The 15,119-nt window shown below is 39.4% G+C and carries 14 protein-coding genes; 12 read left to right on the forward strand and 2 right to left on the reverse strand.

Features of this window, described 5'->3' with window-relative positions; genetic code table 11:
- Positions 1 to 14: 14 nt before the first annotated feature.
- The 7 genes from essC to J2S23_RS07945 are packed head-to-tail and all read left to right on the forward strand — an operon-like array spanning position 15 to position 8,681.
- Positions 15 to 4,391 carry a type VII secretion protein EssC gene (gene essC / locus J2S23_RS07915; protein WP_141600306.1) on the forward strand — a complete coding sequence of 1,459 codons (4,377 nt, stop codon included), beginning with the start codon at positions 15 to 17 and terminating at the stop codon, positions 4,389 to 4,391.
- Positions 4,392 to 4,403: 12 nt separating this feature from the next.
- Positions 4,404 to 4,721, forward strand: coding sequence for a TIGR04197 family type VII secretion effector (locus tag J2S23_RS07920; RefSeq protein ID WP_017770765.1), 318 nt, complete (start codon positions 4,404 to 4,406; stop codon positions 4,719 to 4,721).
- On the forward strand, positions 4,708 to 5,052 hold the full coding sequence (locus J2S23_RS07925) for a DUF3958 family protein (RefSeq protein ID WP_017770766.1): 345 nt from the start codon (positions 4,708 to 4,710) through the stop codon (positions 5,050 to 5,052). Before J2S23_RS07920 ends, J2S23_RS07925 begins: the two co-directional genes overlap by 14 nt.
- Positions 5,042 to 6,562 (forward strand): LXG domain-containing protein, encoded by a 1,521-nt coding sequence (locus J2S23_RS07930; RefSeq protein WP_307122187.1) that lies wholly within the window; start codon positions 5,042 to 5,044, stop codon positions 6,560 to 6,562. Before J2S23_RS07925 ends, J2S23_RS07930 begins: the two co-directional genes overlap by 11 nt.
- Entirely contained in the window at positions 6,555 to 7,433 is an 879-nt protein-coding gene (locus J2S23_RS07935) for a hypothetical protein (protein ID WP_002943583.1), read from the forward strand. Before J2S23_RS07930 ends, J2S23_RS07935 begins: the two co-directional genes overlap by 8 nt.
- Positions 7,434 to 7,446: 13 nt before the next feature.
- On the forward strand, positions 7,447 to 7,740 hold the full coding sequence (locus J2S23_RS07940; RefSeq protein WP_017770768.1) for a DUF4176 domain-containing protein: 294 nt from the start codon (positions 7,447 to 7,449) through the stop codon (positions 7,738 to 7,740).
- A 26-nt stretch (positions 7,741 to 7,766) separates the two neighbouring features.
- Positions 7,767 to 8,681 (forward strand): pre-toxin TG domain-containing protein, encoded by a 915-nt coding sequence (locus J2S23_RS07945; protein ID WP_307122188.1) that lies wholly within the window; start codon positions 7,767 to 7,769, stop codon positions 8,679 to 8,681.
- A 398-nt stretch (positions 8,682 to 9,079) separates the two neighbouring features.
- Here J2S23_RS07945 and J2S23_RS07950 read toward each other — a convergent pair whose 3' ends face one another.
- A complete protein-coding gene (locus J2S23_RS07950) occupies positions 9,080 to 9,955 on the reverse strand; it encodes a LysR family transcriptional regulator (RefSeq protein ID WP_307122189.1) in 876 nt (291 codons plus the stop codon).
- 118 nt (positions 9,956 to 10,073) lie between these two features.
- Between J2S23_RS07950 and J2S23_RS07955 the strand changes: the two genes are divergently transcribed.
- The 5 genes from J2S23_RS07955 (at position 10,074) to J2S23_RS07975 (ending at position 14,338) form a co-directional block, all read left to right on the forward strand.
- Positions 10,074 to 10,937, forward strand: a complete 864-nt coding sequence (locus J2S23_RS07955; RefSeq protein WP_307122192.1) for an aldo/keto reductase — start codon at positions 10,074 to 10,076, stop codon at positions 10,935 to 10,937.
- 84 nt (positions 10,938 to 11,021) lie between these two features.
- Positions 11,022 to 12,008: an aldo/keto reductase gene (locus J2S23_RS07960; protein WP_307122190.1), complete on the forward strand. Its 987-nt coding sequence runs from the start codon at positions 11,022 to 11,024 to the stop codon at positions 12,006 to 12,008.
- A gap of 384 nt (positions 12,009 to 12,392) precedes the next feature.
- Positions 12,393 to 12,752: an SAG1252 family conjugative relaxosome accessory protein gene (locus tag J2S23_RS07965; RefSeq protein ID WP_024397052.1), complete on the forward strand. Its 360-nt coding sequence runs from the start codon at positions 12,393 to 12,395 to the stop codon at positions 12,750 to 12,752.
- A gap of 182 nt (positions 12,753 to 12,934) precedes the next feature.
- Positions 12,935 to 13,177: a DUF3173 family protein gene (locus tag J2S23_RS07970; protein WP_168260675.1), complete on the forward strand. Its 243-nt coding sequence runs from the start codon at positions 12,935 to 12,937 to the stop codon at positions 13,175 to 13,177.
- A complete protein-coding gene (locus J2S23_RS07975; RefSeq protein WP_307122191.1) occupies positions 13,178 to 14,338 on the forward strand; it encodes a tyrosine-type recombinase/integrase in 1,161 nt (386 codons plus the stop codon).
- A 495-nt stretch (positions 14,339 to 14,833) separates the two neighbouring features.
- On the opposite strand, the gene J2S23_RS11325 is transcribed toward J2S23_RS07975, so the two are convergent.
- The coding region (locus J2S23_RS11325; protein ID WP_370868705.1) for a transposase at positions 14,834 to 15,119 on the reverse strand (286 nt) is incomplete at its 5' end.

The following is a 15,119-nucleotide window of genomic DNA, read 5'->3' on the forward strand; positions in this document are numbered from 1 at the left end:
AATAGGAGATTAGGATGAAGTACTTTATTTATAAGGAAAATGTCTATCCGCTTTATTCAGGGGCGAGTTACTCATTAGGAGAGGGAGAACATTCAGACATCTACCTCCCCCTTAAGGAAGAAGCAAGCCTAGACGTTGGTGATGAGGTAGTAGAAGTATTAGGGAAGAGCTATGGTCTGGGGCATCATTCGGTTTCGTTTGAGGATGGTCTAGTTGCCACTCTTTTGCTTCTGACAGAGGAGGCCCACTACCTACTTCCTGAAAAAGTTCTATACTTGGCAGATAAAGAAGAGGCGACCATTCGATTAAGAGGTTTTAGAAAAGAAATTTTACTTTCCCTGGATCCTCAGGAAAGAAGCATCTATAGTGCATCGTCATACTTTATCAATGGCCGAAAGACAACAGGCAAGCAAAGCATCCAGGAGAAGGACCAAATTGTATTTGAACAAGGGCTTGTATTATCCCTTCAACGGCAAGTGCTATCCATCCAGTCGCTGTTTGAAATAGAGACAAGTTTATTGCCTTTCTCTAAAGTGGCAGTTGGAGACCGCTCAAAGGAATTCCATCGCTCCCCAAGAATTATTTTAAGAGAACCAGAAGGCAAGGTGGTTATTGCTTCTGCTCCAACAGATGATGAGGGGACGAAACAATCGCTACTGAAAAATATCATGACTCCATTAGCCATGATTGTCTTTACAGCCTTAACTGCTTATTTTTCACAAAGTGGTGGGATGGTACTGATGATGATGGGGATGTCTGTGATTACGATCGGAACCTCGATCCATTCTTACTTCTCGGATAAGAAGTCTCAAAAAGCAAATCAGGAACAAAAAATTCATGAGTACATGGAGTACTTGGACACCAAGTATTCTCAACTGGCAGACTTGAAAGAAGAACAACAAGAAGCCTTAGTGTATCACTATCCAGGAACTGACAAGATTTTAGAGATGGTCGAGAAAGTAGATCGACGAATCTATGAAAAGACACCTTACCATTTTGACTTCTTATCTTACCGCTTGGGGCTGGGGAATGTACAGACTAGTTTCCAAGTAGAATATTCAGATTCGGAACTAACCAAGTATAATCTGTCTGCTCATCAAAAGGTAAAGGAACTCCTTTCTTATTACCGTATCATTGATCAGGTTCCTATTACTCATACCATAACAGGACCTATTGGCTATATTGGGGCACGTCAGGTAGTTATTGAGCAAGTCCAACAGATGATGATGCAGCTGGCGACCTTCCAAAGTTACCATGATGTTCAGTTTATTCCGATTTTCCGTGAAGAGGAGCTGGATATCTGGAATTGGAGTCGTTGGTTGCCACATACAAAGATTAAGGCCTTAAACAGTCGGGGCTTTGTCTACAGTCAGCGAACTCGTGACCAGTTGTTAACTTCTTTGTACCAAGTCATCAAAGAGAGAAAGCTGGATAGCGAGCAAGATAAGGGGACTGAGAAGCAGTATGCGCCACGCTTTATTCTCTTTATCACAGACATGAGCTTGATGTTGGATCACAATATCATGGAGTACATCAATGAGGATTTATCCCACTTGGGTATCCACTATGTGTTTGTGGAAGAAGTGATTGAAAGTCTCCCAGAACATGTGACAACAGTTGTCGACTTCCGAGGGGATAAGAATGGGATTTTGTTGCTGCAGGATGGTGACTATACCAACAAAGAAATTGCACCGCTACCGCATATTCCTTTGGCAGAGAAAGAAAACTTTGCGAGAAATCTGGCAGGAATCAACCATGTTCAAACGCTCCGCAATTCCATTCCAAACAGTATTACTTTCCTAGAAATGTATGGTGTCAATAAGGTTGAAGAATTGGACCTCTTACATCGTTGGCAGGAAAATGAAACCTATCAAACCATGGCTGTGCCTCTTGGGGTACGGGGACGAGACGATATTCTCTATCTCAACCTACACGAAAAGGCTCATGGGCCCCATGGTCTGATTGCGGGTACGACGGGTTCAGGGAAATCTGAGCTGGTCCAGTCCTATATCCTTTCCCTTGCAGTCAACTACCATCCCTATGAAGTTGCCTTTCTTTTGATTGACTATAAGGGTGGGGGAATGGCCAATCTCTTTGCGGATCTTCCTCATGTGGTTGGTACAATTACCAACTTGGATGGAAACCAAGCTAACCGAGCTTTGGTATCCATCAAGGCAGAACTGAAAAAACGCCAACAAATTTTCCTTGAAAATGATGTCAACCACATCAATCAGTATATGAAGCTCTACAAGGAAGGAAAAGTGAGCGAACCTCTTCCGCATCTCTTGATTATTAGTGATGAATTTGCGGAATTGAAAGCCAACCAACCTGACTTTATGGATGAGCTTGTCTCCACAGCTCGTATCGGTCGCTCACTTGGTGTGAAATTGATTTTAGCGACTCAGAAACCAAGTGGTGTGGTAAACGACCAAATTTGGTCTAACTCCAAGTTCAAAATCGCCCTGAAGGTTCAAGATGTCGCAGATTCTCGTGAAGTCATCAAGACACCGGACGCAGCAGAAATCACGCAGACTGGTCGTGCCTATTTGCAGGTCGGAAATAATGAGATCTATGAACTCTTCCAGAGTGCCTGGTCAGGTGCTGACTATAATCCTGAAGGTCGCAATCATATCCAGCGAGATACGACAGTCTATGAAATTACAGAAAATGGTCAGTACAACGCCATTAACAAGGACTTGAGTGGCCTGGATAAGAAAAAAGAAACCAAATCTGTGCCAACAGAGTTGGATGCCATCGTGGAAGAAGCACATCAGCTGTTTGAAGGCTTGCAGATTCCAAAAGTAGCTAGTCCATGGCTTCCTCCTTTGAAGGAAAAGATTTATGCCAAAGACTTGCAGTCTGTAGACTTTAGAGATTATTGGAACCAGACTGATAGCCTTCAACCAATCTTGGTAGGTTATCAGGATATCCCTGAGAGACAGGAACAATCCCCTCTCTACTTTGATATGGAACAACGAGGCCATATTCTCCTCGTATCCAGTCCAGGTTTTGGTAAATCCACTTTCCTACAGAATTTTGCAGTAGACGTTATGCGGAAGCAGACGCCAGCCCAGGTTCATTTCTACCTCTATGACTTTGGGACAAGTGGTTTGATTTCATTGTCTGATTTTCCTCATGTGGCTGATTATTTTGCTTTAGATGAGACAGAGAAGATTATGAAATCCCTTCGTTTCTTGACCAAGGAAGTAAAAAAACGTAAGAAAGCCTTATCCAAAGTCAAGGCGACCAACCTAGCCCAGTATAATCAGCTATCCTCTGATAGCTTTCCTACTCTCTTTATCCAGATTGACGGTTTTGATAGTGTAGCAGATGCCCCATTCTCCGACGCCTTCTATGATGTCCTGAATGTCATTGCCCGTGACGGTGTTTCCCTAGGCATCTATCTTGTGGTAACTCTGTCACGTCTTAATGCTATGCGTTTGCAGCTACAGTCTAACTTCAAGACCAAGCTATCTCTCTTCTTATTTGACAATAGTGACCTGTCAGGTGTCGTCGGTCGTTCCAATATTTCACTAGATGAAATCAAGGGACGGGCGATAACCAAGTTAGATGAAATTATCCAATTCCAAATGACGCTGCCTTATAGTAGTGAACACTATACTGACTATATTTCTGAGGTCAGAGATGAGGTGGAGGCTATGAAAGAGGCCTACATCGGTTCACTGCCTATGGGTATCCCAATGTTGCCAGAGAAAGTCAGCGAAAAGGTACTGGCAGATGTCCTAGCAAGCAGCCAAGACTTTGTCTTGGGATTGGAGCGTGAAGCTGTTGTACCAGCGATAATGAGTTTTGAGCGTCCAATTTTGATGGCCTCAGACAGTCCCGCTTTTGTGAACAATTACTATAAACTGCTTGAGTTCCATTTGAAACGCTTGGCAGGAGTTTACAATACGGTTATTCTGGATTCTAGCCAACGCCTGTCTAACAACCTGTTTGTAGGGCTTAAGCGGTTTGATAAATCATTGGATGTGGAAAATGTCATGAAAACCATTCTAGAAGATTTGAGAAAACGAGTGGCAGAACCAAATCCAGATTATCCAAAATGGTTGATTGTAATTCCTGACCTTGCGGCGACTGTAATGGCAGCCGGGATTAGCGAGTCGGACTTGAAGCTCTTGCTTGTGGAAGGCAGCCAGCATGGGGTGACGGTGCTTCTCATTGGAACTTATCAAGATTTGGTCTCTAATACCTATGACAGCTTTGTTAAGTTGGCCAACCAACTGGTGGAGCAGGTCTTCCTTGGCGTACGTATCAGTGATCAAAATCATACACGCTACCCATATATCAATAATGAACCAGCTCTTCGACCAAATCAGGGTTATATCTTGCATCCCGAGGGCTATGAGTTTATTCAGTTATTAGAGATTTAGAAAGGAAATATGATGGAAATCTTACAAAACGATGTTCATGTAGCAGGAAGGAATGCCACCTCGCTAGCTCGAGGTGTGTCGTCTCTAGCTAGTACAGGTACGGTTATCAGAGACGAACGTAGCAGACTCAGCGGAAATGACAAAGCTAAGAGTGCTATTAGTGCCTCTTACGATATTTCTAAAGCAATAGGTCAGGCGATTGAACAAATGTCACGAAATATCAGAAGTGTCTCTAGTGAATTTGAAGCGATGGATAATCAATTGGGCAATCAACTCAATAAGTTAGATCAAGCCAATAGTCTGGAGTTTAGCTTAAATGGAAGAAAATAAACTACTTAGTGATGAAAAAAATCTGACTGAACAAGTAATTGAAATTCAAAAAAGACTAAAAGAAAATAAAACCAGTCTAGAAGAAATTCAACAATTGTCTAAGGAAGGGCAAGGATTTTTTCAAGAGACACTGGCTCTTCTTCAAGGCTCTTCAGAAGGCCATATCTTTCAAGGATTCTATGATGAGTTAGTGTCGCTTGACAAAAAATTAAAAGGTGATATTGAGCGAGAATACGACGAATTACAAAGTGAATACCGTTTTGTAAGTTCTCGAGTGGATGAAATGGCGTCACAGAAACGGAGATTAGAGGAGGAGAAAAATGGGCGTTGAAATGTACTTAGGTCAGTCGGAACAACAAGCAGGAACTGCGTCGGCTATTTTATCTAATCGGATTAATGCTTACCAGTCTATTAGGGATAGTCTGAGAATTTTTATTGGTTCTAATAGTTTGCAAGGACAGGCCTATAAAACAGCCAAAACTTATAGTAGTCAAGTCCTAATTCCGCTACTTAAAGGAGCCATTTTGCTTGATGAAGCGATAAAAGAAGCCTGCGCTAAACTACCTAGAGAGTATCGTAGCCAAGTAGACAATATTGATTTGAGGGAGGACGAGTTGCGTGATAAGATTCAGAGGGCAGGCCTCATGGCTAGTCGGTACGACTACCTAGCGTCTTTAGAGCGAAACAAGAAAGTTCCCAATCTATCGCATGCTTACAACCTATCTCTTACAGCTAGTCGCTATATGGAGGTTGAGCGAAGGTTGCAGGAAAAGTTGCAAAAACTTTTGATATTTAATAATCAGTCTGCACATCTCTTCTCTTCAATTGAACCTTTGATAGATGCTGTTCAACAAGGCTTGAAGCAAGTAAAAAATTCTTGGAATTCGAGCACTCGAAGTTTCGTGATACCTGAAAAGGAAAAGCTATCTTGGGCTGAAGGTGTGAACAAGAAGTGGGAGCAGCGTATAGACCTTGTCGAAGCTGGTATTGATTACCTCATAAAACCAGATTTTATTTCTAAAGGGGCAGGTGCAATTCATCCTTATGCAAAAACAGCATATTTAATGGGGAAGAGTTATATGTCAGCTGTCTCAAAAGATTACAAAAAATCTGGCTTTATGAAATACGGTAAGTTGGGGAAAAAAGCCAACGAGAATTTACAGACTGCATGGCGTAGTGTGAAAAAGCTTGCAAACGAGAAAAATTGGAAGTGGTATGCTAAACTAGGTTCGAAGTGGAAAAAGGGAAGCTTCAATCAGTTTTTGAGTACATTCCATCATTCCATCACTTCAAAGGCTGCAAACTTTAAAGTATTTGGTAAATATCCTGTAAAAAATATTAATTCCGTGCTTGGAAAAATGACAGATCCAATAAAAACCTATGGAAAAAAATTAATCGAGACAGTAAGTAAGTCTAAAATAGGAAGTAAACTTAAATTCGTAGGTAAGGCTGCAAAAGTACTGGGTTGGGTTGCTGTTGGGGTTGATGTCACTGTCACTAGTGTCAGAGAATTTAATAATAAGGACAGTCGAGCCTACGGTAGCGTAGGAAAGTCTTTAATTCATGCAGGTGTTGCACAACTGAAGAGCGCAGGACCGATTGAAGGGGCTCTGATAGGTGCTAAAGCTGGACCCTGGGGCGCTCTTGCCGGTTTTGCGGCAGGCACTATAAATACTGTTTGGGGTATTGTGTCACCAGATACAAAAAATGCGTTTTACTCTGGAGTACAGAATGTACTAGACGATGGATACGATTTCATTGCGGATGGTGTCGGGAAAGCGGTTAAAGGTACATGGAATTCTGTGACTAGTTGGTTTGGTGGAGGAGCTAAATATGCGTAAAGAGAGGTTACTATCGGCAACCTTTGAGCAATCAAAAAAGGTTGTTAGTAAGAAGATACTAACAGAAGAAGGTGCACAGGTTGGCGTATTATCTTCTATGAAGCTATCTCAAAGGTTTTCTGGGCTAGTCATTTTATTACTTTTTATTATGTCATATGGAGTAGGAGTATATCTACCAGAAAGTCTCTTAACCTCAACAGAGAAAATTAGATACATATCAACCTCTACTGCCCAATCAATTGTCACTATTGGAACAATCTTTAGAATCCCGCTATTGGCACTGATGTATTGCTCAATAGTAATGGTTATCATAAATGTTTTTCCAAAAAAAAATTATGCACATCAATTGCTTTATGGAACCATTACTCTTCTTGTTTTTTTAATCACAGTATTTTTGATGCTGTTTCCCTTTACAATCGGTCTCACAGTAGGTGCCTTTGGATGGATTGGTTTTTTACTTCAACTGTTAGTATGTGTATATCTGTGGAAGACTCTAGTAATCTCAAATGTAGAACAGCTTAAAAAACAACTTTATAAGGGGGAACCAGCTAATAAAGACTGGGGAGAGAGCCTAATGGCATTTATCAAGAAGTATGGAGGTGTTCTATTACTTCTAGCTATTGTCAATCGTTGGACCTTCAATTTTGGGGAAGCGATCAAAACGCAACCAGACATTTTCAGTTTCTTGTATGGTTGGGCTTTCTTATTAGTTGCGGCTCTCATGATTTTTACTACGGGCATGACCCTGAAAAATTTTGTAGCTGCATTTTACTTTTTCAAGTACCAAAAAGAATATCGCCAGTTCTTTAAAGTCTCAAACGAGCAATGGTATGGTAAATGGCGTGCAAAAAAGATGAATAAAAATAAATAATAGGAGTAAAATAATGACTAAAGAATTATTACCATTAGGAAGTGTGATTTACTTAGAGGAAGCAACAACAAAGTTGATGATTGTAGGAAGAGGTCCTATTTTTGAATCAGATGGGGAGAATGTGTATAGTGATTATGTAGGAGTAATTTATCCAGAAGGGATCAATCCAGAAGATGCCATTTTCTTCAACCACGAAAATATTGAAAAGGTTGTATTTGAAGGCTATAAAGATGATGAAGAAAAACGCTTTATGGAAGTGTATGAAAGTTGGGAATCTGAGCTAGAAGTAATAAAAATAAAAATGTAAACCATCGTTCAAATACCTGGTCGAAGATGAAAGGAGCTTTAGCTGCCATTACAGAAGCCTCCTCCAGCTATGGAGGGTCTTACATGGGTTCAAGCTACTCTATGGACATCAGTTCAGGAAAGCAGGGATTTAGTAAACGAATCGATGATTTGGTTAAAATTTCTGAAAAAGCCAAGCGTCTCATTGCCGAGAAAGATACAGACGGTGTAGTCTCTTTTAACTATCACGATGACCGAACTACTGCAACAAACTTGCAGGTTAATTTGGTCAAGTTAGAACGCTACTCCAGCAATGTCTCTTGCTACCTCAAGGAGAAGATTGACCAACCTTTCTATGAAGAGATGGATAAAGTTGGTGCAAGACTTGAAGCCGTATCGATTAGGAGTTATACGACAAGTAATACGGTAGGATTTAAGAGGACAGAGTATGTCCCAGATGCGACTGGAATGCAATTTGTGTCCCGGGAGGTGACTCCTCCAACAATCAGTCTTTCTGACCTATATAAGGTGGATAGCCCCTATAAGGCCACTCTTGAGAAAAGCTATGAGCAATTTAGAAATAGCGATGCCTACAAGGACAATAAACTCAGCAAAGACGACTACCTGATGGCCATGCATCATACTAGGGCGTTTACCTATGACTCTATTGATGACCAGAAGGAAAGAATTGAGATGTGGCGTGACCTTGCACTGACTGCGGGTGTCATTATCCTTACTATCTTCTGTCCACCAGCAGGAGCTGCGGCAGGTGTCGTTCTAGCAGGAGCTGATATGTACTCAGCAGCTGTCGGGAAAGACTGGGGAACGGGCCGAGAGTTGGATAACACAGAGCGTGTGCTTCGTGGCGTCTTTTCTCTCTTTGACCTAATCCCAGGTGTTTCCTATCTCAATGACTTGGCCAAGACAGGGAAGAAGGCAGGACTTGCGGCCGTAAAAGCCTAGAAACATTGGAACGAAAGGGATAATGAAAAGCCTTGATTACAAGGCTTTTTGCTTTATAGTGGGGAAGTATCAGAGTGAGTAAATTTTTGGAGTAAGTAGAAGTGATAGCAAGAAATTATCAGTTTCTATTTCCATTTACCCTGTGGGTACGTGTTTGTTTCCATTGACAAGGAGTTTTTGGGAATAGAATCGTACCCACTTTATAGGAGGTCATGGTGCCCAGTTATTATCTGTTCATATGGAAGCCGTCAACCGTTGGGTACTTTCGCGTTCAGAGTTGGATCGTTTTACAACCGAAAAAGGCTTTGTCGACCAATTGGTTATCCCAGAAGATGGAGAAAATATTGACTTTTATATGTCCCTAAATCATAAACGTAAAAATAATCCCTTCAGAGGCTTCATTCTGAAGAGATTGTTTGGTTCAGCTTGTCTCGGATAGTTGTAAGTAAAGGTGCTAGGCGCTGCTTGTCTTCAATCAGATAATTGGCATATATGGGAACAGTAGCAACCTCGTCAGTGATTTTTAGGGCAATTCTACGGTCGAAATTGTCGATTTTCTCACTGCGTAATTTGTTGGTTAGGTTGGTTGTAAAGACAGGGAAGTTGGCATATCGATTGATTTCTTCAAAGCTATCGTCATTCTGTTGGTAGAGGAATTTTGCACGAGGAATATGTTTCTCGATAATCTCTTGCCATACCCCTATGTCACTTAGTACCAAGAAGCTCTGCCCAGCCAAATTGTTAAAGCTTGTCTCACTTTTATCGGCGGTTGTCGTCATGGCGTCCAAATTGACATAGAGATATTCATCTGCCAGGTAAAGCGACTCTATTTGGTCGGAGTGGAGTTCCTGATCGGAGAGGATAAGTGTTGCTTTACGATTGAACAATCGCTGTATGATGTCAGACGTTTTTAGCAAGCCTGGTAATAATGTGGTATTTTTAATTACCTCAGTTTTCAAAACTAGGCGTGGTCCGGGTAGTGTAAAGCCGATCTGAATACTTCGGTGGTGGCGATCGAAATTTTGAACAGTCTGGATGAAGTTGTCTTGGGCTTTCAGAAGCTTGGCTGCTTCTTTGACTGCCAGTTGGCCTGTTTCGGTCAGGTTGATGCGGTTGGGCTTGCGGTCAAAGAGGGCTACACCTAGGTCATCTTCCAACTTTTGCATGCCGCGCGTGACGGTAGGTTGGGTCACCATGAGGTGCTCTGCTGTGGCGGCCAGCGTCCCGTACTTAGCAAAAGCCACCAATTCTTCTAAGAGGTAATTGTCAATCATAATATCTCCTTTCATAAGTATATGTTAATAGTATACTACCATGCCTAACTAGCAATTTTCAAGTCCTTTAAAGCAGGTTATACTAATATCATCAAGAAAAACAAGTGAGGTAAACATGATGACAAACACAGTTACAGTAACCCTTAATAACGGCGTAAAAATGCCAGCAGTTGGTTTTGGTGTTTTCCAGATTCAAGATGCCGATACGACCCAACAAGTGGTAGAAGAAGCCATCAAGACAGGCTACCGCCTTATTGACACGGCTGAAGTCTATGGTAATGAAGAGGCAGTCGGAAAAGCCATTAAAGCCTCTGGTGTGCCACGTGAGGAGCTCTTTATTACGACCAAAGCCTTTATCCAGCATATGAGCTACGAGGGGGCTAAGGAAGCCTTCGCTGAATCTTTGAAAAAATTGGATTTGGATTATATTGACCTATATCTCTTACATCAGCCTGTCGGTGATACTTTTGGGGCCTGGCGTGCTTTGGAAGAACTTTACAAGGCAGGAATAATCCGTGCTATTGGCGTTTCAAACTTCAAAAATGACCAGATTGCTAATCTGTCACTCTTTAATGAGGTCATTCCAGCTGTCAACCAAGTAGAAGTCCATGTTTTTCACCAAAAACAAGCTGACCAAGACTATCTCGCTTCAAAAGGGATTCAAATGGAGAGCTGGGGTGCTTTTGCAGAAGGTAAAAATGATGTGTTCAACAATCCTGTCTTGAAAGCTATTGCAGACAAGTACGGCAAGACAACCGCCCAAGTCATGTTGCGTTGGCAGTTGCAACGTGGTATCGTAAGCCTGTCTAAATCAGCTAATCCAGAACGTGTTCGTCAAAACTTTGCAATCTTTGATTTTGAATTGTCGGATGACGATATGGCACAAATTGCCACTCTCAACACTGATACTACTGTCTTTGCCGACCACCACGACGCTACAACTGTTGAACTCTTGGCTGGATTTGTGGGGAAAAGCTTCTAAGCTATATCATCTTGAGCAAATAGCAAAAAAGTTGGTCTTGGCAGACTGACTTATTGAGATTTTCAAAATAGAAAGGAAGACAATATGAAATACACACGATTAGGTAACACAGGTCTCGAAGTTTCAAAATTATGTTTAGGTTGCATGAGTTTTGGAGATGCCAGTCAAGAGTTTCATTCAGGATGGTTATTAGATGAAGAAAAATCACGTGTGATTATCAAAAAAGCCTTGGATATGGGGATTAACTTTTTTGACACTGCAAATGTTTATGGTAAAGGGACTAGTGAAGAATATCTGGGGCGTGCCTTACGCGATTTTGCAGATCGAGAAGAGGTTGTTATTGCAACAAAAGTGTTTTTCGGAGACGGTCTCCATGAGGGAAGAAATACAACTGGTTTATCTAGAAAGGCTATTTTTAGCCAAGTTGAAGCAAGCTTAAAACGCTTAGGTACGGATTACATTGACGTTTTGTACATTCATCGTTGGGATTACAACACTCCAATTGAGGAAACGATATCTGCGTTAAACGATCTGGTCCGTTCTGGAAAAGTACATTATCTAGGCGCTTCTGTGATGTACGCTTGGCCATTTCAAAAAGCGCAGTATATTGCTGAGAAAAATGGTTGGACACCGTTTTCCGTCATGCAAAATCACTACAATATGCTCTATCGTGAAGATGAACGAGAGATGATTCCATTTTGTAAAGATTATGGTGTTGGTCTTGCCCCTTATAGCCCACTTGCATCAGGTCGTATCGTTAGAGACTGGGATGCTGACACTGCTAGAAGTAAAACAGATACAGTAGCTATTTCAAAATATGATAGTACGATGGAGCAGGACAAAGCAATTGTAATGAGGGTAGCAGAAATTGCAGAAAAATATAACGTTACTCGTTCTCAAGTAGCACTTGCTTGGTTGTGGAAGAAGGGAATGGATTCTCCTATTGTTGGTGTCACAAAAGAAAAATACTTAGATGATTTTATGGGAGCTTTTGAAGTTACATTGATAGATGAAGATATTGCTTATTTAGATGAAAAATATCTCCCTCATAAAATTGTAGGTGCTTTGTAATTAATATATCTTCTTAGAAACTAACATTCTTAGAGCCACAAAAATAAGTTCATTATAAAGTATTAAAGAGAGCATTCTGTTCTCTTTTTATTATGCTTTATTGAGTGATGTGATAACTTTTCCAAATCATCCTTGTTATCCTAATATTATACCTAAGAAAATCAAGTCTTGATTTTTTGTTGGGGGTTTGGGGGCAAAGCTACCAAGTTATCTTATCGTTGGCTGTCAAAACTGGAAAGTTTTGGTTGGCTGGCGATATGATTTTTGGGATATTGTGGACACAATATCTGAGCTCGCAAAGACCCAACAAGGTCTTTAGGGAATTTCCCGTATGACATACGGGGTCGGGGATTACCCGAGAAAGGATAAAAAGGAGAAAATAACATGTCTGAACAATATAGAGATATTCGAAAAGAAATAAATTTAACAGCCAATGAGTTAAAACAAATTGAACAATTAATGAGGGAGAAGCGTTATCGACACTTTTCACCATTTGTCAGAGATCAATTATTAATGACTGATGATAAACAGTTAACTGCTAAAGAGTGGTTTTCATTTTGGAAAACTCAAAAGTTAGAACAGATTGGACGTGATGTTCATGAAATTATGACTGTCGCAAGAGTGAATAATCAAGTGACTCAGGAACATGTATCTATTTTATTGACCTGTGTTCAAGATTTAATTTTCGAAGTTAGTCAGATGCAACCATTGAGTAGAGAGTTTCGTGAAAAGTATATAGGTTAGTAGATTTAATTTTATAGTGTATAGCTGTTTTAATCCTAGGGATTTACTTACTTTAATTTTAAGTAATGAAAGTTTTAAAGTAGTATTTTAGAAATGACTGTACTGTGATAACTTTTTCAAACATAAATTGATACATTACTATTACTGAGATTTAATCAGAATAAAAATAGAAGGAGTATCTTATGGAAACTGTTACACATAAAAGTATTATGAAGCTTGGTTTTTCTAAGACAGCTTCAAAGTTGATTATCAGAGAAGCTAAAGCAATAGCCGTTAATCAATTTTATAGTAGTCATTTAGATAATAATGCGGTAAAATTAAGAAAATCGCCTTTTGATAATAGACGATTAGACTTAGCTCCAAAAATTATCGTAGAGGAGCTGCTCGGTTTTCCAATCATTGATGAAAGAAAGGAAAACAAATAAATGTCTAAGAAATATAAAGGTGTATTTAGAGATGAAAAAGGTAGGATATATTGTCAAACTGAATTTAAGGCATCTGCAACTGGGAAACGTCAACGTTTTAAACGTTATCGCAATATGTGGGGAAAATCTTTCACGACAGAGAAAGAAGCTTATGATGAGCTTTGTCGAGCAAGAGTTGAGTTTTATGATAAATTTGATTATTCAGATTATAATTTAACATTTGCTCAATACATGGAAGACATTTTCTTACCGTATTATAAACAAACGGTACAGGATTCAACATATAGAACTGCAATCACTCATTTTACGTTATTTATAGAGGAATTCGGGAAAATGAAATTGCGTGATATTAAGCCACGTGATTGCGAGAGATTTCGACTAAAGCTTATAGCAAACCATTCTCCTAATTATGCAAAATGTGTTTGGATTCGTTTCAAACAATGCGTAGGATATGCGGAAAGAATGGAATATATTAAAACTTTCCCATGTAAGAATCTTGATAATCCAAAAGGGAAGCGACCAGATACAAAATTTTGGACATTCGATGAGTTCAAAAAAGTTATTGCAACCTTTGATATAGAAGACTATGAAGATTTACATCGCTTTACAACAACTTGGTTATACTACATGACCGGGGTGCGAGTCAGTGAAGGTTTTGCTTTATTGTGGTCTGACTATGATAAAGAGAATAAGCGAATTTTTGTCCATTCAACTTTAGAAGCGTTAAAAGGTGGTATTTATCGTATAAAAGACCAGACTAAAACGGATGCAGGGGTTCGATTTGTTGATCTAGATGATGAAACGATTAATGTCTTAGAACGTTGGAGAAAAGTTCAAATTGCTAATTCTGATGATAACTACATCTTATCTAAGTTTGGTGAACCTATGGTTAAGAGTACCTTAACTAGAATGTTGAAGAGACAGGCTAAGTTAGCAGGAGTACCTGAGATAACTGGTAAAGGATTGAGACATAGTCATGATTCATTTATGATCAATGTCCTAGGAAAAGATGTTTTAGCAGTCTCTCAACGTTCAGGTAGAATTGATAAAGCTACAACTCTAAATACTTATTCTCATTTTTACAATGCTAGAAAGCAGACAGTAGGTAATGAGATAACAGAATTATTGAAAAAGGAGGGTGTTTCATCAACACCCCGATAAGGACCACTATCAATAATATTTGACTAAAAAAATGCATAATACTAAGGTTTAAAAGCAATTTGCTTATGTTACTCTTAAATAATAGAGTATCGCAATTTGATTGCGGAATCCTAGCATAGCAAGGTTTGACGTATTTTCAAAGCGATTAAAAATAGGGCGAATGAAATCATTCCTCACTAAAACCCCACCAAGATTTTTTCTTGGTGGGGTTTGTTTTTTAGATTTATTTTAAGTAATGCTAATTCGATTAAAATTATTAGTAATAAATAGTATCATTTAAATTTAAACAATCTAAAAATATACTTAATTTAAAAGTATTATTTTAAAGATTTGACATCGATCAAACTTGTTAGAAAATAGAAATAGAATTTTAGAAAACAAAAATCAATAAAAAATTAACGTCCAATCAATTAATTTTATTGTAGAAATAATCGCTTTGCATCAAAAGATGTAAAGTGAGTTCATAAAAAATAGAGTTTTTGGAAAAATATTTATTTAATTTAATAAAATAAATAAAATATTCAGACCGAAGACAAACTTCATTTTGAGGTTTGTCTTTTCTTGCGATTTGAATAAAACGTGTTCATGGATTAAAAGTATCAGGGTGATAGCTCTATTTTGGGCAAAATAAAAAGGCCTTCCCGCCAGTCGTTTTACCAATTTTTTGATATTTAAGCATGCCAAAGTCAGCCCAACCTTATCTTCCATTTTGGACTTGCCTCTCTCTCGTGTATATCTGAGGTTGTGGTATTCTTTAGATGTCCCAAAAAGCCTCTCAATC

It is taken from the genome of Streptococcus moroccensis, assembly GCF_030812835.1.
Taxonomy (GTDB): Bacteria; Bacillota; Bacilli; order Lactobacillales; family Streptococcaceae; genus Streptococcus; species Streptococcus moroccensis.